Below are 18,968 nucleotides of genomic sequence, written 5' to 3' on the forward strand. Positions count from 1 at the left end.
TGTGCACAAACAATCAACGCTTGTGCACGTATGTGCAATATTGGTCGCGGCTGGTAGAACGTGAGAGGTGAAAGAACGGTGCAGTGAAAGAACGGTGCGGTGAAAGAACGTAGGGCGCCCGACGACCCGCGTCGGGCGGCCCAGGCGGTGCGCGCGGCACACCTCTACTACATGCAGGACCTCGACATGGCCGCGATCGGCCGCGAGATGGGGATGTCGCGGTCGTCGGTGTCGCGGTTGCTGGCCTTCGCCCGCGACACCGGGCTCGTCGACATCCGGATCAACGCCGCGGGCGGGCGTACCGGGGAGATCGCCGACCAGTTCGAGAGTGCCTTCGGGGTGCGGGCCCAGGTGGTGCCGACCACCTCGCAGATGACCGACGCCGACCGTCTCGACCGGGTGGGTCATGCCGCGGCCCGTGTCCTCGGTGAACTGCTCGAGGCGAACACGGTGCTGGGGATCGCCTGGGGGTCCACCGTCAGTGAGGTGAGCCGCCACCTGGTACCGCGCGAACTGTGGAACATGGAGGTGGTGCAGCTCAACGGGGCGGGAAATCCCACGACCACGGGTATCGACTACGCGAGCGAGATCCTGCGCAGATTCGCCACCGCGTACGGGGCGCGGGTGGAGCAGTTCCCGGTACCCACCTTCTTCGACGATCCCGCCACCAAGGTGGCCCTGTGGCGTGAGCGTTCGACCCGACGGGTCCTCGACACCCAACGCAGGATGAACGTCGCGCTGTTCGGGCTGGGTTCCCCCGACGCGGACGTGCCCAGTCACGTCTACATCGGGGGATACCTCGAGACCGCCGATTTCGATTCCCTGCGCGCCGAAGGAGTGGTGGGCGACGTCGCCACCGTCTTCTATCGTCACGACGGCAGCGATGCGGGCATCGAGCTGAACAAGCGGTCGTCGGGTCCCGGACTCAACACGCTGCGCGAGGTGCCCCGCCGGGTGTGCGTCGTCTCGGGGGAGTCGAAGGCCGCCGCCACCGAGGGGGCGTTCGCGGCGGAGCTGATCACCGACATCGTGCTCGACGAGACGCTGGCCCGGTTACTGCTGCACCGCGCCGGTCAGTCGACGTCCACCCAGTCGAGCGTGCGCTGAACCGCCTTGTGCCACTGGGCATATGCGGTGTTCCGTTGCTCCTCGTCCCATTCGGGCTTCCACCGCTGGTCCTCGTCCCAGTTCTCCCGCAGTTCGTCGGTGTTCTTCCAGAATCCGACGGCCAGTCCGGCGGCGTACGCCGCACCGAGTGCGGTGGTCTCGGCCACCACCGGCCTGCTCACCTCGACGCCGAGTACGTCGGCCTGGATCTGCATGCACAGCTGGTTGGCCGTCACGCCTCCGTCGACCTTGAGCACGTCGAGTGACACGCCGGAGTCCTTGGTCATCGCCTCGGTCACGTCGCGGGTCTGAAAGCAGATGGCCTCCAGCGTCGCCCGGGCCAGGTGCGCGTTGGTGTTGTAGCGCGAGAGCCCCACGATCGCCCCGCGTGCGTCCGAACGCCAGTAGGGAGCGAACAGGCCGGAGAAGGCCGGCACGAAGTAGACCCCGCCGTTGTCCTCGACCTGGCGGGCCAGCGCCTCCGATTGTGATGCGCCACTGATGATCCCGAGCTGATCACGCAACCACTGCACGGCCGAGCCGGTGACCGCGATCGAGCCTTCGAGGGCGTAGACCGCGTCGTCGTCGCCCAGCTTGTACGCCACCGTGGTCAGTAGCCCCGACTTGGACCGCACGATCTCGGTGCCGGTGTTGAGCAACATGAAATTGCCGGTGCCGTAAGTGTTCTTGGCCTCGCCGGGGGAAAAGCAGACCTGTCCGACGGTGGCTGCCTGCTGATCACCGAGGACGCCGGTGAGCCGTACCTCGCCCTCGAGCGGCCCGGTGGGATCGGTGACCCCGAAGCCGCCCGGACTCGATGACGGCAGGATATCGGGCAGCATCGCGCGCGGGATCTCGAAGATCGACAGCAGTTCGTCGTCCCAGTCGAGTGTCTCCAGGTTCATCAGCATTGTGCGGCTGGCGTTGGTGACATCGGTGACGTGCTCGCCGCCGCGGTATCCACCCGTGAGGTGCCAGGTGAGCCAGGTGTCGGTGGTGCCGAAGATCGCATCACCACGTTCGGCCGCCTCCCGGACACCGGGCACGTTCTGCAGAATCCACTTGATCTTGCCGCCGGCGAAATAGGTGGCCGGTGGCAGTCCGGCCTTGTGCCGGATCGTGTCACCGTGACCGTCGCGTTCGAGCGCCTTGGCGATCTTGTCGGTGCGCGTATCCTGCCACACGATGGCGTTGTAGTAGGGGCGCCCGGTCTTGCGGTCCCACACCACCGTGGTTTCGCGCTGATTCGTGATGCCCAGCGCGGCAAGGTCTTTGGCGCTGAGCCCGGCCTTGTTCATCGCGGTCTGGATCACCGACGAGGTGCGTTCCCAGATCTCCACGGGATTGTGCTCCACCCAGCCCGCGCGGGGCATGATCTGCTCGTGTTCGAGCTGGTGGCGTGCCACCTCCCGCCCGGAATGGTCGAAGATCATGAATCGGGTGCTGGTGGTTCCCTGGTCGACGGAGCCGACGAATTCTGCCATGGGTTCTTCTCGTATCTCTCGTGATCGATCGTTGGATGGATGTGGGTGACGGCTGGGGTCAGCGGTCGTGACGGTGACCCGCGGTCACCCTGGGGCGGTCGGTGTCCCGGGCGGTGGGCTCGTCGACGCCGATCTCCTGACTCACGTTCTCCTCGACCGGCGGCAGGAAGTGTTCGATGCCGACCACGAAGAGTGCGCCCCCGATGAGTCCGCCGACGATCGGGGCGACGATCGGCAGCCAGAAGTAGAGTTCGGGCCCATTGGCCGAGTACATCGCATCACCGTAGCCGGTGACGAACGACGCGAGGCGCGGTCCGAGATCTCGGGCGGGATTGATGGCGTATCCGGCGTTGGTGCCCCACGCCATGCCGATTGCCACCACCAGGAAGCCGATGAGCAGCGGACCCATGTTGGCCAGCGGAGGATTGTTGATCGCGCTGGTCAGGGCGAAGATCACGGCCACCAGGATCGCCGTGCCGATCACCTGGTCGAAGAACGCGGTGGTCATCGAGACGCCCGGTCCCGGGGACGTGGAGAAGATTCCCTGCGTCGCCTTGGTGTGGTCGGGATCGACCGCGTTGATCTGGTCGGCGTAGGCGAACCGGACGATCAGGGCGCCGAGGAACGCGCCGACGAGTTGGGCGCCGATGTAGGGCGCCACCTTGCGCCACTCGAATCCCTTGAATGCCGCGAGTGCGATGGTGACCGCGGGGTTGAGGTGGGCGCCGCTGAGGCGGCCGGCGACGTAGACGCCGAGCGTGACACCGAATCCCCATGCGAACGCGATGGAGTTGTGATCGCCCCCGCCAACGGATTTCGGGAATCCGCCGCACACCACCTGTGCCACCACGCCGCAGCCGAAGAGGATCAGGATCATCGTGCCGATGCATTCGGCGGACAGCTCACCTGCCAGCGGAACTCGTTTCATGATTTCACTCCTTTGTGCCGGGCCGATCGACGTGCGATCGGGATCAAGCCGGTGTGGGTGAAACTAGGCCGGAGTGTGACGCAGATCAATATCGGGCGTTCGACAATGTCGAACAGGCCCCCGGCGTTACGTTCGGGGAATGGTGTAGGCGGTCGTAGAGTCTGCCGGTACGGGCCGTCCACCCGGAGCGTCCGGGCCGACCACGACGGCCGGAGCGTTAGGAGGTGACGGCATGCCTGGACCCATCCAGTCGATCCAGCGGGCCGCGGCGGTCCTCGATCTGCTCGAACGCACTCCGCGACCGCTGGAACTGCGCGAGATCGCCGACGAGCTCGAACTGCCCAAGGCCACCGCGCACGGAATTCTGCAGACGCTGGTCGATCTCGCCTACGTCGAGCACGACGAGGGCGGGGCATACACCCTGGGCGCGCGACAGCAGGGCGCCGGGGCGAGCGAACTCGACGGCAACGTGCTCCGGTCGGCGGCGATGGGGTGGTGCGACACCCTCGCCGCAATGGTCGGTGCGCAGGTGTGGCTCGGCGTGCTGCGCGTCGACGTGGCCGAGGTGGTGCACCACGTGTTCCGTCCCGACGATTCGCCGCAGCGGATGCGGGTGGGCGAGCACCTTCCGCTGCACGCCACGGCGGGCGGGAAGATTCTGTTGGCCAATTCCAGCAACCGGGAGCGGTTGTTGCGCAACATGATTCTCGAACGGTTCACGGCCGCCACCATCACGTCACGGTCGGTGCTGGGTGCGGAGATCGGCGCGGCCCGTCGCTCGGGGCTGGCGACCGAATCCGGCGAGTACGACCCGGACGTCGCGGCGCTCGCGGTTCCGGTGCACGGCAGGCGTCCGGGCTCGTTCGGTGCACTCGTGGTGGTCGGCCCGCGCGCCGCCCTGTACCGGGTGGGCACCGAACCCCACGCCCGGATCGTCGAACAGATGCGGGAGACGGCGACGTCGATCGATCGGGAACTCGGTGCGGTGCGATGACCGACAACCGTGTGGTCGCCGCCGTCGACGTGGGCACCACGTCGTGTCGTTGCATGCTCTTCGATCGTCACGGGCGGATGGTGTCCATCGCGCAGGTGGAGCAGAAGCAGTCGTTTCCCCGGCCGGGCTGGGTGGAGCAGAATGCGCACGAACTCTGGGTGAACGTGCAGCGTGTGGTACCCAAGGCGCTGTCGCTGGCCGGCCGTACGCCCGCCGACGTGGTGGCGCTGGGGGTGGCCAATCAGCGTGAGACGACGGTGGTGTGGGACCGCCGCACCGGTCGCCCGTTGGCGCCGGCGATCACCTGGCAGGACACCCGCACCGGCCCGATCGTCGATCAGCTCGGCGCCCACGCAAGAGAGATCCGCGACGTCACCGGGGTGAACCCCGCATCGTATTTCGCCGCACCCCGGCTGCGCTGGCTCCTCGACAACATCGGCGGGCTCGAGGCTCGCGCCCAACACGGCGACGCACTGTTCGGCACGCTGGAATGCTGGCTGATCTGGCAACTCACCGGCGGACCCAAGGGCGGTATCCACGTCACCGACGTCACCAACGCGAGTCGCACGATGCTGCTCGACCTGCGCCGCCGCGAATGGAGCAGCAAGATGCTCCGCCTTCTCGACATTCCCGAGGACATGATCCCCCGGGTGGTCGGCAGCAGCGAGGTGTACGCGACCTGCACCACGGTGCTGCCCGGGGTCCCGATCGGCGGGGCGTTCGGCGACCAGCAGTCCGCGCTGTTCGGCCAGACCTGCTTCGAGCCGGGCGACGTGAAATGCACGTACGGGACAGGCGCATTCGCGCTGATGAACGTCGGCACGACGGCGGTGGAGTCCTCACGGGGACTGATTCCCACCGTCGCCTACAGTCTTCCCGGCGAAGACCCGGTGTACGCGCTCGAGGGGCCTATCGCGGTGACCGGCTCGTTGGTGCAGTGGTGCCGCGACCAGCTCGGGCTCATCGACTCCGCTCCGGAGATAGAGACTCTCGCCCGCACGGTCACCGACAACGGTGGGTGTTACGTGGTGCCCGCCTTCTCGGGACTCTTCGCGCCGCACTGGAATTCCGAGGCGCGGGGCATCGTCGTCGGCTTGACGTCATACGTGACCAAGGGTCACCTCGCTCGCGCGGTGCTCGAGGCCACGGCCTGGCAGACGTGGGACGTGGTGGAGGCGATGCGTGCGGAATCGGGCGTCCGGCTGCAGCGACTCGCGGTCGACGGCGGGATGACCGCGAACAACCTGCTGATGCAACACATCGCCGACGTGCTCGACGTGCCGGTGGTGCGGCCGTTCGTGTCCGAGACGGTGTCGCTCGGTGCCGCATATGCGGCGGGCCTGGCGGTCGGTTACTGGGAGGGACTCGACGACCTTCGGCGCAACCGGCACGTCGCCGCATCGTGGACCCCGACGATGGATGCCCAGCGCAGGCGGCGGGAGGCGGCCGGCTGGCAGGCGGCGGTGCGCCGCGCGGTGGTCGACGTGTGACCCGCCCCGGTCGCCGATGACCGGTGGTGCGGCGGTTCGGGGCATCGGCGGTTCGGGGCATCGACCCTCGCGGGTGGCGGTACTGTCTTCGGCGTGACCGAGTTCTCGCGTGTGACGCGCGCCGCGAAGTTGCCCACGAAGCTGCGCGGCGTGAGAGTCGTGCTGACCATCACGCTGATCCTCGCGTCCCTCGGATTCGCCGCGGCTCCGGCCGTGGCGGCCCCCGCACAACCGGGGGCGCAGGCACCCGTTGCGGCACCCCTGCTGCCGCCCGCACGCGACCCCTTCTACACGCCGAAGGTGCCGATCGCCGGACTGCGGCCGGGCGCCGTCATCGACTCACGCGTGGTGCAACTCGGCAGCAACGGCACCGCTCTGCCGGCCACTGCGACCCAGTTGCTCTACCGCACCACCGACGAGCAGGGCAATCCGTCGGCGACGGTGACCACGGTGATCTCACCGCCGGGCGCACGGCCCGGCACCGCGCGACGCATCATCTCCTATCACGAGTTCTACGACGCATTGGGCAGCCAGTGCGATCCGTCGTACACGCTGCGCGGCGGCCCTTCTGAATCCGGGAACGTCGATCTCGCGAGCATCGCGACCATGGTCGCCGCGGGTTACACCGTGGTCGTCCCGGACTACGAGGGGCCCAATCTGCGGTGGACCATCGGGCGTGAGTCGGCGTACGCGGCACTCGACGGTATCCGCGCTGCCCAGCGGCATCTGCGTGCCCCGTCGTCGTCGCCGGTGGCGCTGTACGGGTATTCCGGCGGGTCGATCCCCACCGGTTTCGGCGCCGAGGTGGCTCCCAAGTACGCGCCGGAGCTCAATATCATCGGCGCGGCGGCCGGCGGGGTGCTGGTCGATCCGCGCCACAACCTCGCCTACGTCAACGGCACCGAGAAGTGGTCGGCGGTGATCCCGGCGCTGATGGCGGTGTACGACGAGACCTACGACATCGGACTCGACAAGTACTTGTCGCCCAAGGGAACTGCGGTGATCGATCAAGTGCGCGGAGAGTGCATCCTCGACTTCATCGGAAAGTACCCGGGTCTCACGGATGCGTCCCTGCTCAAACCGCAGTATCCCTCGCTCCTCGACGTTCCGGGCATCTCGGAGGCCATGGCCCAGAACGTGATGGGTTCGGTGGGAACACCACGCGCCCCGATGATGCTCGGCGTCGGTGATGTCGACGGGCGCGGCGACGGCGTGATGCTGGTGGCCGACGTGGCGGGGCTGGCCCGAACATATTGTGCACGTGGACTTCCCACGCAGCTGCGCATCTATCCGAAACAGAATCACACCGACGCGTTCCTGCCGTGGGCAGCCGACGCGGTGGCCTACCTCAACGACCGGTTCGCCGGACGACCGGCGGGAGGCTGCGGGGCCTGACGGCTGGGGCGACTCGGTCGGCACCGGATCCACCCATCTGGGAGGATGGTCTGGCAGCGCTCACGCGGAGGTCTGGTGGATCGAGGTCGGAAAGTCGAGTTGCCCGCGCCTGCGGGCAGCTCGACCGATGATGCGCCGTCCGGTGGCGACCCGGTAGCGGACGTAACGGACCCGCCCGGCTATTCCCAGGGACTCACCCGGGTGCTGCACGCCGCGTCACTCCTGGTGTCCGGGGCGCTGCCCGCCGCCGAGTTCCTCGCTTTCGTCGCCGACCCGACTTTCGGCTATCGGGCACTGGTGGTCGCCGTCTTCGCCGTCCATTGCGCGTGCTGGACGGCCACCGTTCTTGCCCGGTTGCCGCTGTCGGTGCGGACGCAGACGGCACTGCGGTGGCGGCCGTTACCGGTGTGGGCGCCGGTGGTGAGCTGGGGTGTGTTCGCCGTCTGCCTGGCGCTCTCGGCGGCCGGTTCGGACCTGTCGGCCCCGCGGGTGGTGCTCAATGCGAGCATCGGAGTGGGCATCGCCGCGGCGATGGTGACGCCTGGGCGCCGGTCGGTGCTGATCGCCGCGGTGTTGTCGAGCCTCGCCGCCGTGTTGGTTCTGCTCGGGCTCTCGTTGTCGTCGGCCCCGGTGTGGCCGGGGCCGCTCATGGTTCCCGGCGGGGTGTACTACGCGCTGATCGTCCCGGTGTACACGGTGTGTTCCACCCTGGCGGTCGCGGTGACCGTCGGGGGGCTCGGTGACGTGGCCGACGCCGCCGATCGCCGGCTGCGCTCCTGGGGACGGAGTCGGCGCGCGGCAGCTCGCAGTGCCGCCGCGGCGGCGGCGTTCGACCGCCGATCGCGGGTATTGCACGACACGGTGATCAACACCCTGGCTGCTGTCGGGATGGGTGCGGTACTCAGCGACGCCGACCTCATCCGGGCGCGGTGTCGCGCCGACATCGAGGCCATCGACGACCTCACCCGCGTCCGCGCACGCCCGTCCGCGACGGTCGGGGAGGTCGTGGACTACGCACGGTCCCTCGACATCGAGTTCGCGATCACCGATGCGGCGGGCCTGCAACGCATGCTCGCGCGGCAACCGGACTGGCGGCGCGGGGAGATCCTCGGACTGATCCTGGAGACGGTCACCAACGCGGCCAAGCACTCCGGCGCCGACCGGGTGACCCTCGAGGTCGATCAGGCCGCCGGCCGCATCGTCATCGGTGACACCGGCGACGGCACCGTGCGCACGGATGAGCTGCGCAACGCCCTCGCCCAGCGCGCCGCCGATGCGATGGTCGACGTCGCCGTGGAATCGGCCCCCCGGCGGGGAACCACGGTGACCCTGACCGTGCCGCCGCTCGAGATGGTCGACGACCGCGGTGTGATGACCCGGGCCCTCGCCGAGATGGCGACCTACATGGCGGCCGTGCTGTACGCCGAATTCGTCGCCGTCGCGCTGATCGCCACCACCGCCCGCGGCGGCTGGACGGTCCGCTCGGCGATCCCGGCGCTCACGGTGCTGATCATTGTCGCGGCAATTCTGTTGGTGCTCACCGCTGTCGGTCGTCGGGCGCCGACCCTGCCGGCATCGGTCGTCGCCGGGGTCCACGTCGCCATGGGGGTTGCGGCAGCGGTGGTCTTGGTGGCGACGCTGCGCGCACCGCCCGTCGACGCCGGTATCGCCGGTCCCGCTTCGAATCTCGATTGGGCGGGGGATTGCACGGTGGTGATAGTGATCGTCCTGGTCCTCGTGGACGGCCGGTCACGGGTGATCGCGCCGGCGTTGTTGCTCGCGGTGTTCACCGCCGCACCGGCCGGACTGATCGAGCGCGCCCATCACGGGGAACTTCTCGCCCGCGAGGAACAGACCCGCCAGCGGCTGGCGCGACGTGAGCAGACCGAACTCGACGCCGACATGCTGGCGCCCTCGCGCGCACTGCTGACCGAGATCGCCGCCGACCCGGCGCTGGTCACCGATCCGGCGGTGCGCGCAGCGGCGCGGGTGGAGGAGTCGTGCCTACGCACCGCGATCGTGCTCGGCGACCACCTCGACGAGGAGTGGATACGCGTGATCGCCGCCGCGCGTCAGGCCGGCGTACGCCTCGATCTGCACGTGCTCGGTCACCCCACCGACCGTGAGACGCAACGGTCGGCGAAGACGGCGGTGGTCGACGTGGTCGGCCACTGCGCACCGGCCGAACGCGTGACCGTCAGCGTGCGGGACGACGGAATCGACGTGGTGGCCGATTCGCTACCCGAGGGCATCCTCGAACTGAGGTGACACGACCGAGGCGACGCGACGGCCGGACCCGCCTCACGCGGGCAGCGGATCGCGGATGATCGGGCAGGTCATGCAGTGGCCGCCGCCGCGGCCACGACCGAGTTCGGCACCCACGATGGTGATCACCTCGACCCCTTCCTTGCGCAGCAGCGCATTGGTGTAGGTGTTGCGGTCGTAGGCGAACACCACACCCGGCTCCACCGCGACGAGGTTGTTGCCGCTGTCCCACTGCTGCCGTTCCGACGCGTAGGCGGTGCCGCCGGCCTCCACCACGCGCAGCTTCTGCAGGCCCAACGCCTTCTCCACCACCTTGAGGAAGTGGTCGGTCTCGGCGATCACTTCGACACCGGGTTCGGAGTCGCTGGGCAGCAGGGTGAACGGGCGGACCGTGTCGATGATCGCCGGATATACCGACACCAGATCGCGGTCGGCGAAGGTGAACACGGTGTCGAGGTGCATGGCCGAACGGAGTTTCGGCATGCCGGCCACCACCACCTTTTCGGCCGCTCCGCTGGCGAAGAGGTCGCGGGCCACCTGTGTGATGGCCTGACGCGAGGTGCGCTCGCTCATCCCGATCAACACCACACCGTTACCCGGGACGAGTACGTCGCCACCCTCGATGGTGGCTGTGCCCCAATCCTTCTCGGGATCTCCCCACCAGACGGTGGAGCCCACGAAGTCGGGATGGAACTCGTAGATCGCCTTCATGAGCAGTGTCTCGTCGTGTCGCGCCGGCCAGAACAGCGGGTTCAACGTCACCCCGCCGTACACCCAGCAGGTGGTGTCACGGGTGTAGAGGGTGTTGGGCAGCGGCGGCATCAGGTACTCACCACGCCCGGTGGCCTCGTCGACGAGCGAGATGTACCCGGTCGGGCGCACCTCGGCCGGCAGGTCGGTGGTGGACAGGCCGCCGATGAGGAACTTGGCGAGGTCGCGCGGGGCGAGTTCGTCGAGGAACTCGCGGGTCGCGCGGACGAGCCCGATGCCGGTCTCATTGGCGATGATCTTGCGGTCGAGCAGCCAGCTACGGGCCTCGGGATTCTCGATGGTCTCGGTGAGCACGTTGTGCAGTTCCACCACGTCGACGCCGCGATCCCGCATCGTGGTGATGAAGTCGAAGTGATCGCGCTTGGCATTCTGCACCCAGAGCACGTCGTCGAAGAGCAGGTCGTCGGCGTTGGTGGGGGTCAGCCGCTCGTGGGCGAGTCCGGGTGCGCACACCAGAACCTTGTGGAGTCGCCCGACCTCGGAGTGAACCCCGTAACTCGCTGATGGAGTCGTCATGTCGTGTCCTTTTGCTCGAGGGTGTGCCAGGGATACCGGGGTGTCGCGCGATCAGTCCGGGTGCGTTTGCGTGATCATCACCGGGGCCGACGAGACCTCCATTCGGAGGTCATCTCTGCCGCGGGTGGGTGCGGGGTCAGTCGTCGAGACGCGAGGCCCGCAGTTCGTGTCCCTTGGACGTCAGGCAGCGGCCGGTGGGCAGGTCCCATTGCCAGCCGTGCAGGTTGCAGGTGAGCTTCTCGCCCTCGATGACGCCGAACTTCGAGAGGTCGGCCTTCAGGTGCGGGCAGCGACGCTGAATCTCCCAGCCGTCCTTGGTGATCGACGAGGAGTCGTCGTGCGCTTCGGCGAACCAGCCGTCGGCGTAGGCGATCCGTTCGTCGGTCAGGCATTTGAAGAACGTGTAGAGGTATTCGTTGTAACCGCCGATGCGCCACGTGGTGAATCGGGTGGACAGGAAGATGGTGTTCACCCAGTCCGGTTCGTCGTCGCGCAGCACCGTCCGCACGAGCTCGGGGGCGATGCGGAAACCGTAGCGATACTTGCCTTCTCCCTCTTTGGGCTCACGCACGGTCCGGTTGGGAAAGTCGAGGACCACGGTTTCGTCGCCCATCACCAGGCCCACCGGGTAGCCGATGCCGTCGCAGATCAGGTCGGACTGCACCATGATCGGCTCGAAGAGTTCCTTGAGTTGCGGGAGCAACGGGTCACCGTCGGCGGGTGCCCAGGTGGCCTTCTCCGCGGCGATGACCGGGGCGAACTTCTCCTTCATCCGCTCCAGATAGGCCTGCTTGTTCTCGCCGAACACGTCACGCGGCGGGTAGGGATGACTGACTTCGTCGAGTCTCGACCCGGTGAACTCGGCGACCGAACCCGACACCATCATCAGCCCGCGGTGGTGTTCGCCGTCATCGGTGCCGTGGACGCGCATCTGCTCCAGGAACGTCTCCTGGTCGGGGAAGATGGACGTCACGTCGCTCGGCCGCGCATTCTCGGGGAGATCGAGGCCGGAACCGAGGTCGTTGACCGCGAACAGGTCGTCGTCGAGGAACATCGGCGGGCCGGCCGACGGGATCACCCAGGTGGCGTCGACCTGCTCGATGTACGACCGCGCACGGTCCATGCCACGTTGCCGTTTCTGGGTGGCGAAGTTGGCCTTGGAGCGCCGCGGGATGTCGTAGACCATCGGGTACCAGATGGCCCCCGAGTACTGCAGCATGTGCACGTCGACGTGGCCGAACTGTTCGCCGATCACGTCGAGGTCGATCGGGCGGGCGTCGTTCATGTTGAAGATCGTGGTCTCGCCGTCGGACACCACCAGGCCCGAGTCGCCGATCGGGCCGTCGGCGGGTGCGCGCAGCGCGATGATCATGACGTCGAGCGGGCCCTTGGGACCCTCGACGGTGGTCTTGACCGAATCGGTGGTCTCCACGAACTTGGTGAAGCCGAGCTTCTCGAGTTCCCGCTTGAGGTCGGGCACCGGATAGTCGGGCAGCAGGACGGTGGCGTCCTTGCTGACGTTGTCGCGCAGGTTCTTGGCGTCGAAGTGGTCGAGGTGCAGGTGCGACACGTAGAGGTAGTCGCACTGCCCGAGGGCTTTCCAGTCCAGTTCGGAGTTGTCGGGGAACGGTATCCACGACGCGAAGTAGGCGGGGTTGGTCCACGGATCGCAGAGGATCGATCCCGCCTTGGTCTGCAGGTGGAAACCGGCGTGTCCGATGCTCGTGATCTGCAACGTGGGACCTTTCGTGGGGCGTGCGCGGGCTGGCGCGGGTGGTGCACTCGACTTACCAATCTATCGAGCGCGGCCGGTGGGCGTCATGGGCCTTCGGTACCAGCTCGCCGGTCGAGCGTGCCCGCATCCGCGTTGAGCGTGCCCGCATCCGCGTCGAGCGTGCCCGCATCCGCGTTGAGCGTGCCCACATCCGCGTTGGGCGTGCCCGCATCCGCGTCGAGCGTGCCCACATCCGCGTCGACCGTGCCCACATCCGCGTTGGGCGTGCCCGCATCCGCGTTGAGCGTGCCCGCAACGGCACTCACCGCCGAATACGCGAATGGCGCAAGTGGACGCGCGGCTAAGCTCGTCAGCTATGGAACCCGTCTACGCCTCCGTGATCACCACCGCCCGACTGCTGTGGCTGGCCGAGGGCTTGAAGTTCGAGATCTCGGGGGTGGAGAACGTCCCGAAGACGGGTCCGGGGGTGATCGCGATCAACCACACCGGGTACCTCGACTTCACCTACGCCGGGATTCCGGCCTTCTTGCAAGGCCATCGCTACGTGCGGTTCATGGCCAAGAAAGAGGTCTTCGACAACAAGATCTCGGGTCCCATCATGCGGGCGCTCAAGCACATCCCGGTGGATCGCGCCGCGGGTGCCGAGAGCTACCGCGCCGCCGTCGAGTATCTCCAACGCGGTGAACTGGTGGGGGTCTACCCGGAGGCGACGATCAGCCGCAGTTTCGAGATCAAGGACTTCAAGTCCGGGGCCGCACGGATGGCCCTGGAGTCGGGTGCACCGATCATCCCGACGGTGATCTGGGGGGCTCAGCGGGTATGGACCAAGGGCTACCCCAAGCGGCTGGGTCGACACCACTACAAGATCATGATCGGTGTCGCCGAGCCGATCGAACCGGTCGGTGACCCCGACACCCTCACCGCGCAACTACACAAGGTGATGAGCGAGAAACTACTCGAACTGCAGGACGCCTACGGCGAACATCCGCAGGGCGAGTTCTGGGTGCCGGCACGGCTCGGTGGGTCGGCGCCCACCCTCGAGGAGGCCAACCAGCTCGACGCCGAGGAGAAGGCTGCGCGTGACGCCCGGCGCGCGGGTTCTGGAGACGAGCAACAGTAGAACCGGAGCGTCGCCGACCGGCCGATAAGCTGTGGACATGAGCACAGCGGCCAGATCGTCGGGTACTCGCCGGCAGCGCGAGCCCGTGTTCCGGACCCTCGAGATCATCGCGCACTCGCTCAGCTGGGCGCAGGGCCTCGACCTGCACATCAGTGGCGTCGAGAATGTCCCGCGCCGCGGCGGCGGGGTGCTGCTGATCAATCACACCGGGTACGTCGACTTTCTGCCCGCCGCCATCGGCGTCTACCGCGCCGGTCGCCGCGTGCGTTTCATGATCAAGTCCGAGGTGATGGACGTGGCCATCATGCGGTTTCTGGTGACCCGCACGAAGACGGTGCCGGTGGACCGGTCACGCGGTGAGGACGCCTATCGCGCCGCAGTGGACTCCCTGAAGCGGGGGAAATCGTGGCCGTGTATCCCGAGGCCACCATCAGCCGCAGCTTCGAGCTCAAGGAGTTCAAGACCGGTGCTGCGCGCATGGCGGCGGAGTCGGGCGTCCCGGTGATCCCGACGATCGTCTGGGGATCACAACGGCAGTGGACCAAGGGCAGCACACGCAACATGGGCCGCAGCAAGCTGCCCGTGCACGTGCGGTTCGGTACACCGATCACCGTGCCGGCCGACGCGAATGCCGGCACGGTCACCGCGCAACTTCGAGAAACCATGCGCGAGTTGCTGTATGAGGTGCAAGACGATTACGGCCCGCACCCGGCCGGCGAGTTCTGGGTGCCCAACCGCCTCGGCGGTTCGGCACCGACCCCCGCGGAGGCGGCGGTCATCGAGAAGGAAGAAGCCGAGCGCAGGGCCGCCGCCCGCGAGCGTAAGGCCACCGGGGGGAAGGCATCACGATGACCGACGCCAGCGTGGCCGGCGCACCAGCCGTCGCGTTCGACGGCCCGCCGACACTCATCGCCAGCGACGTCGACGGCACGCTCATCGACGACCGCAACATCGTCTCGGGCTACACCCTCGACGTGCTGTCGGCGGCATGCGTATCCGGGGCCGAATTCGTGCTCGCCACCGGCCGTCCGCCACGATGGATCGCCGAGGTCACCGACCAGTTCGTCGACACTGGCGTGAGCGTGCGATTTGCGGTGTGCGCCAACGGTGCCATCGTCTACGACGTCGAACGCGACGAGGTGCTGCACTCGGCCCTGCTCACCCCCGACGAGTTGTGGGGGATGCGCTCGGCGATCGCACGATGCCTGCCGACGGCGGGTATCGCCGCCGAGCGCGTCGGTGTCTCCGCCCACGACGCGGCCACGCCGCCGTTCGTCGCCACCGCCGGTTATCGGCACGCCTGGCTCAACCCCGACCACGTGGAGGTCGGCGACGACGAGGTGTACTCCGAGCCTGCGGTGAAACTCCTTGTGCGCGAACCGGATATGACGAGCAGCGAAATGGCTGCCCGGCTGCGGCCCGAATTGGGTGAGGTTGCCCAGATCACCTACTCCACCGACAACGGACTCGTGGAACTCTCGGTTCCCCACACGCACAAGGCATCCGGGCTCGACACGCTGATCGAGATCGCGGGACTCGGGGCCGAGCGCACCATCGCCTTCGGCGACATGCCCAACGACATCGAGATGCTCTCGTGGGCGCACCACGGAGTGGCGATGGGACACGCGCATTCAGCGGCGCTCGCGGCAGCCGACGAGGTGACCGTCGGCAACAACGAGGACGGTGTGGCCAGGGTGCTGGCCCGCTGGTTCGGCTGAGCTGTCGCGAACAGACAGCACCGACGCCGACCCCGACTGATCGAACTCCACCCGCGGGGGTGCCCTGGAGCTTCGCGCGGACGCCGCCGGTACCGGCCAGGCGTTCGTGATGCGGTTGTTATGTCCTGTGGTTGCTGATTCTGTTGTGACTTCACTATCGTCACATAGGTCTCACTAGTCACAGTAGTAACAGCAGCGCGCGTGGAAGCGAGGACAGCCGTGTCTCGACTGTCGAACCCGTTCATCTCCAGGGTGCGCCCACGACGGCTTCATGACCGCAAGGTCTCCCTGGTGGCACTGGCCGTGGCACCTGCTCTGCTCGTCGGTGGCGTGCTGCTCGGCGGACCCGGCGCCCGCCACAGCGCCGACGGGATCGGACTCACCGCCGATTCGGCGATCGTGTTGATCGGACACGGCCACGGACACGGCCGCGGCATGGGACAGTGGGGCGCCTACGGGTACGCCAAACGTGGCTGGTCGGCCGCCCAGATCCTGCGCCACTTCTACGGCGGCACCACGCTGAGCAAGGCCGACAAACCTGACATCACCGTCAGGCTGAGCCAGCAGGGCGCGGTGAACGTGCTCGCCCCCGCGGGTGCGAACGTCGGCGGCAAGCCGGTCGCGCCAGGGCAGGCGGTGAGCATCTCCGGCAACACCGCCACCATCACCAACGGGTGCGGCGGCGCCGCCGCGGGCAGCGTCCCGGCGTCCTTCGTGGACCCGATCAACCTCGCGCCAGGGCGCCCGCTCAACGAACTGCTCAAATTCTGCGGCTCCAACGCCACCTATCGCGGCTCGCTGGGGCTCGACGGCGGACGCGTGGTGAACAAACTCAACATCGACGACTACGTCAAGGGCGTGATCGCCAAGGAGTCGATGCCCGGCTGGGGCGACTCCGGCGGCATGGAAGCGCTCAAAGCCCAGGCCGTGGTGGCCCGCAGTTACGCGCTTGCCGCGATTGCGGGCGGCAAGAAGATCGACGACACGCAGAACTCGCAGATGTACGGCGGCGTCGCCGGTGAGGACCCCCGCACCAACCGTGCGGCCGACGCCACCGCGGGTCAGATCCTGCGGCAGAACGGCCAGCCCGCCTTCGCCGAGTTCTCCGCCTCCACCGGCGGCTACACCGCGGGCGGCAGGTTCCCGGCGGTGGTCGACGAGGGTGACGTGCTCTCCCCCGACCACAACTGGACCGCCACGGTGAGCGCGGCCAGTATCGGGTCCGCATTCGGGGTGGGGGCGTTGCGCAGCTTCGAGGTGATCGAGGCCAACGGTCTCGGTCCGGAGAACGGCCGCGCGCTCAAGGTGCGGGTGTCCGGTTCCGGCGGCACCGTCGAGGCCACCGGCGAGGAGGCGCGCACCAAGTTGCAGCTGAAGTCCTCGTGGTTCGCGGTGAAGGGTCAGACGAGCAAACCCAAGATCGTCGCGCCGCCCACCGCGCCCGGCGGCGGTGGGCTCGACCTCGGCTGGCTCGATCCGGGTTCACTCGCGGGTCTCGCCGACAACCTGATCCCCGGTTCGTCGCAACTGCTCACCATCGCCACCGACGCGTTCAACGGCAAACTCGGTGACCTCGGTGGCGTCACCGGGCCCCTCGGACAGGCGCTGGGGTTGCCCACCCTTTCGCCCGACGGCTCCGGCGTCACCCAGCTTTTCCAGCGGGGCATGATGTTCTTCTCGCAACGCACCGGCGCGCATGTGCTGGCCGGCCGGGGTCTGGCCGATTACCAGCGTCGCGGTGGCATCCCGGTGCTCGGCTACCCGAGGGCCGACGTGCTGCGGTGACCACGATTCCCGCGGAACCTCTCCGGTCGCGCGGACTGTCGACCACCCGCGCGAACCGAGACCACCCGCGTGAACCCGGGGTGACGGGATGAGTCGGCTATCCGGGCCCGGCGTCGATCACCTGGCGCGCCACGTCGACGAGTTTGGTGTTGGTGTCCTGCGAGAGTCGCGCCAGCAGCGAGAAGGCCGCGTCGGCATCGAGTCGATAGCGTTCCATCAGCATGCCCTTGGCCTGCCCGATGAGATCGCGGCTGCCCAGCGCGGTGCGTAACTGCTCCTTCTCGCGTACCGCGGAGAAGGCGGTGGCCGCGTGCGCTGCGAACAGTCGTCCGACGGCCCGCCCGTCCTCGTCGAAGGCATGCGGATGCGGACTGTGCAGGTTGAGCGCCCCGAAGTCGTTGCCGTCGATGTAGAGGCAGAAGCACACCATCGAGAGGATGCCCAGGTCGGCGGCGGCCGGGGCGAACGACGGCCACCGCGTCTCCGTCCGCATGTCGTCGACCCACACGGTGACGTCGTCGACCGCCGACCGCACGCATGGTCCCTCACCCAGTTGCGCCTGGAGCTCGTCGGACTGACCGGCGAGGTCGCCGACCATCACCGGGGTTTCGATGCGCCCACAGGTGACCAAGGTGACGCTCGCGTACTCGGCCCCGTCGACGGTCTCCACCGCGGCCTTGGTGATGCCACGCAGCACGGTGTCGGTGTCGATGCTCTCGGCCTGCAACTGCCGGACCGTCTGCGCGACCTCCGACAAACTGCTCGACATCGCTTCGGTCACCGGACCTCCTTCACTCCCAAGCCAGGTGCTCACGAGATGATGTACTCCGTTCGCCGGAGCAGATGTGACGTGACATTACGCCCCAGTTCGGGCTGGGATTCGTCGGTTGGCAACCATGCGCGCTTCTGCGCGGCGAACGAGCGGGCGGCGGCATGTTTCACCGCGAGAACGGTCGGGTCGACGTCATGGACGCGAATCCGCGACCACGGCACCGCGGGATCGTCGGGGTGAGCCCAGTGCCACATCCGCACCGGGTACATCCACAGCGGCAGGCCCCGGCGGGCGGCCACCGACGCCGCAGCAGCCCCGGCGGCATCATGATCGGGCTCGCCGTCGTTCTCCCACACCGCGAGCAACCCCGTCGGTATGGTCGGCTTCTCCGCGACCGCGGCGTCGATGAGATCGACGAGCGCGTCGGCGAAATCACTCAGTGATCCGCTCGGGAGCCCGGCCCAACGGGGCGGGTGGAGGCCGAGGAGGGCAGCGGCGGTGTCCATCTCCACGTGACGACGGTCGGCGAGTTGTTCGGGCGAGGAGCCCGGATGAGCCGAACGGCCGTCGGTGAGGCAGATGGTGACCACTTCGACGCCCTGAGTCGCGGCGGAGAACACCACCCCCCCGGCTCCGAGCACCTCGTCGTCGGGGTGAGCAGCGATCACCACCAGCCGCTTGACGTCGAGATTCAGCGGCTGCCAGCCGTGGGGCAGTGCCAACCAGCGCAGCCACCCGGCCTCGGCGTGGGCGGCGTCGCCGGGGTGTACAGCCGCCAGCGGTGGAGCCGACTCGGCCGGAGTCGCGGGTGCCTCGCGCTCGGGCGGGGAAGGAGTTGTCGTCACGCTGCAGCCCTTCGCGATGTGATCGGTTGGATGGCCCGGTTGG

15 protein-coding genes and 1 pseudogene are annotated in these 18,968 nt (G+C 67.9%); 9 read left to right on the top strand and 7 right to left on the bottom strand.

Features of this window, described 5'->3' with window-relative positions:
- Window positions 1-99 precede the first annotated feature (99 nt).
- Complete coding sequence (locus ACWDTD_RS17790; protein WP_449748460.1) at window positions 100-1,107, top strand: sugar-binding transcriptional regulator; 1,008 nt, start codon at window positions 100-102, stop codon at window positions 1,105-1,107.
- Here ACWDTD_RS17790 and glpK (ACWDTD_RS17795) read toward each other — a convergent pair.
- Together glpK (ACWDTD_RS17795) and ACWDTD_RS17800 are read right to left on the bottom strand one after the other, a co-directional pair.
- The gene (gene glpK / locus ACWDTD_RS17795; RefSeq protein ID WP_449748461.1) at window positions 1,074-2,591 is read right to left on the bottom strand and encodes a glycerol kinase GlpK; all 1,518 of its coding nucleotides are present in this window, start codon (window positions 2,589-2,591) and stop codon (window positions 1,074-1,076) included. The genes ACWDTD_RS17790 and glpK (ACWDTD_RS17795) overlap by 34 nt on opposite strands.
- A 58-nt stretch (window positions 2,592-2,649) precedes the next feature.
- On the bottom strand, window positions 2,650-3,519 hold the full coding sequence (locus ACWDTD_RS17800) for an MIP/aquaporin family protein (protein ID WP_449748462.1): 870 nt from the start codon (window positions 3,517-3,519) through the stop codon (window positions 2,650-2,652).
- Between the two features lie 232 nt (window positions 3,520-3,751).
- Between ACWDTD_RS17800 and ACWDTD_RS17805 the strand changes: the two genes are divergently transcribed.
- The 4 genes from ACWDTD_RS17805 (at window position 3,752) to ACWDTD_RS17820 (ending at window position 9,666) form a co-directional block, all read left to right on the top strand.
- The gene (locus ACWDTD_RS17805) at window positions 3,752-4,513 is read left to right on the top strand and encodes an IclR family transcriptional regulator (RefSeq protein WP_449748463.1); all 762 of its coding nucleotides are present in this window, start codon (window positions 3,752-3,754) and stop codon (window positions 4,511-4,513) included.
- Complete coding sequence (gene glpK / locus ACWDTD_RS17810; protein ID WP_449748464.1) at window positions 4,510-6,003, top strand: glycerol kinase GlpK; 1,494 nt, start codon at window positions 4,510-4,512, stop codon at window positions 6,001-6,003. Before ACWDTD_RS17805 ends, glpK (ACWDTD_RS17810) begins: the two co-directional genes overlap by 4 nt.
- A 129-nt stretch (window positions 6,004-6,132) precedes the next feature.
- A complete protein-coding gene (locus ACWDTD_RS17815; protein WP_449748517.1) occupies window positions 6,133-7,398 on the top strand; it encodes a lipase family protein in 1,266 nt (421 codons plus the stop codon).
- Between the two features lie 75 nt (window positions 7,399-7,473).
- Complete coding sequence (locus ACWDTD_RS17820) at window positions 7,474-9,666, top strand: hypothetical protein (protein ID WP_449748465.1); 2,193 nt, start codon at window positions 7,474-7,476, stop codon at window positions 9,664-9,666.
- A gap of 33 nt (window positions 9,667-9,699) precedes the next feature.
- Here ACWDTD_RS17820 and ACWDTD_RS17825 read toward each other — a convergent pair whose 3' ends face one another.
- The 3 genes from ACWDTD_RS17825 to ACWDTD_RS17835 all read right to left on the bottom strand — a co-directional run bounded on the left by ACWDTD_RS17825 (window position 9,700) and on the right by ACWDTD_RS17835 (window position 12,990).
- Window positions 9,700-10,950, bottom strand: coding sequence for an arginine deiminase (locus ACWDTD_RS17825; RefSeq protein WP_449748466.1), 1,251 nt, complete (start codon window positions 10,948-10,950; stop codon window positions 9,700-9,702).
- Between the two features lie 136 nt (window positions 10,951-11,086).
- Window positions 11,087-12,685 carry a Rieske 2Fe-2S domain-containing protein gene (locus ACWDTD_RS17830; RefSeq protein ID WP_449748467.1) on the bottom strand — a complete coding sequence of 533 codons (1,599 nt, stop codon included), beginning with the start codon at window positions 12,683-12,685 and terminating at the stop codon, window positions 11,087-11,089.
- A gap of 83 nt (window positions 12,686-12,768) precedes the next feature.
- A complete protein-coding gene (locus tag ACWDTD_RS17835) occupies window positions 12,769-12,990 on the bottom strand; it encodes a hypothetical protein (RefSeq protein ID WP_449748468.1) in 222 nt (73 codons plus the stop codon).
- 50 nt (window positions 12,991-13,040) lie between these two features.
- On the opposite strand from ACWDTD_RS17835, the gene ACWDTD_RS17840 reads away from it, so the two are divergent.
- The 4 genes and pseudogenes from ACWDTD_RS17840 (at window position 13,041) to ACWDTD_RS17855 (ending at window position 17,308) form a co-directional block, all read left to right on the top strand.
- The gene (locus ACWDTD_RS17840; RefSeq protein ID WP_449748469.1) at window positions 13,041-13,805 is read left to right on the top strand and encodes a lysophospholipid acyltransferase family protein; all 765 of its coding nucleotides are present in this window, start codon (window positions 13,041-13,043) and stop codon (window positions 13,803-13,805) included.
- Window positions 13,806-13,842: 37 nt separating this feature from the next.
- Window positions 13,843-14,657 (top strand): annotated as a pseudogene (locus tag ACWDTD_RS17845) (lysophospholipid acyltransferase family protein).
- The gene (locus tag ACWDTD_RS17850; protein ID WP_449748470.1) at window positions 14,654-15,523 is read left to right on the top strand and encodes an HAD hydrolase family protein; all 870 of its coding nucleotides are present in this window, start codon (window positions 14,654-14,656) and stop codon (window positions 15,521-15,523) included. Before ACWDTD_RS17845 ends, ACWDTD_RS17850 begins: the two are co-directional and overlap by 4 nt.
- Window positions 15,524-15,742: 219 nt before the next feature.
- On the top strand, window positions 15,743-17,308 hold the full coding sequence (locus tag ACWDTD_RS17855; protein ID WP_449748471.1) for a SpoIID/LytB domain-containing protein: 1,566 nt from the start codon (window positions 15,743-15,745) through the stop codon (window positions 17,306-17,308).
- A 97-nt stretch (window positions 17,309-17,405) separates the two neighbouring features.
- Here ACWDTD_RS17855 and ACWDTD_RS17860 read toward each other — a convergent pair whose 3' ends face one another.
- Both ACWDTD_RS17860 and ACWDTD_RS17865 read right to left on the bottom strand, forming a co-directional pair.
- On the bottom strand, window positions 17,406-18,077 hold the full coding sequence (locus tag ACWDTD_RS17860) for a GAF and ANTAR domain-containing protein (RefSeq protein ID WP_449748518.1): 672 nt from the start codon (window positions 18,075-18,077) through the stop codon (window positions 17,406-17,408).
- 41 nt (window positions 18,078-18,118) lie between these two features.
- Window positions 18,119-18,925, bottom strand: coding sequence for a PIG-L deacetylase family protein (locus ACWDTD_RS17865; protein WP_449748472.1), 807 nt, complete (start codon window positions 18,923-18,925; stop codon window positions 18,119-18,121).
- Window positions 18,926-18,968 lie beyond the last annotated feature (43 nt).

It is taken from the genome of Gordonia sp. NPDC003425, assembly GCF_053588635.1.

Coding starts and splice junctions, on each gene's coding strand:
- ACWDTD_RS17840 (WP_449748469.1), top strand. CDS start 13,041: ATGGAACCCGTCTACGCCTCCGTGATCACCACCGCCCGACTGCTGTGG.
- ACWDTD_RS17825 (WP_449748466.1), bottom strand. CDS start 10,950: ATGACGACTCCATCAGCGAGTTACGGGGTTCACTCCGAGGTCGGGCGA.
- ACWDTD_RS17800 (WP_449748462.1), bottom strand. CDS start 3,519: ATGAAACGAGTTCCGCTGGCAGGTGAGCTGTCCGCCGAATGCATCGGC.
- glpK (WP_449748461.1), bottom strand. CDS start 2,591: ATGGCAGAATTCGTCGGCTCCGTCGACCAGGGAACCACCAGCACCCGA.
- ACWDTD_RS17860 (WP_449748518.1), bottom strand. CDS start 18,077: ATGTCGAGCAGTTTGTCGGAGGTCGCGCAGACGGTCCGGCAGTTGCAG.
- ACWDTD_RS17805 (WP_449748463.1), top strand. CDS start 3,752: ATGCCTGGACCCATCCAGTCGATCCAGCGGGCCGCGGCGGTCCTCGAT.
- glpK (WP_449748464.1), top strand. CDS start 4,510: ATGACCGACAACCGTGTGGTCGCCGCCGTCGACGTGGGCACCACGTCG.
- ACWDTD_RS17850 (WP_449748470.1), top strand. CDS start 14,654: ATGACCGACGCCAGCGTGGCCGGCGCACCAGCCGTCGCGTTCGACGGC.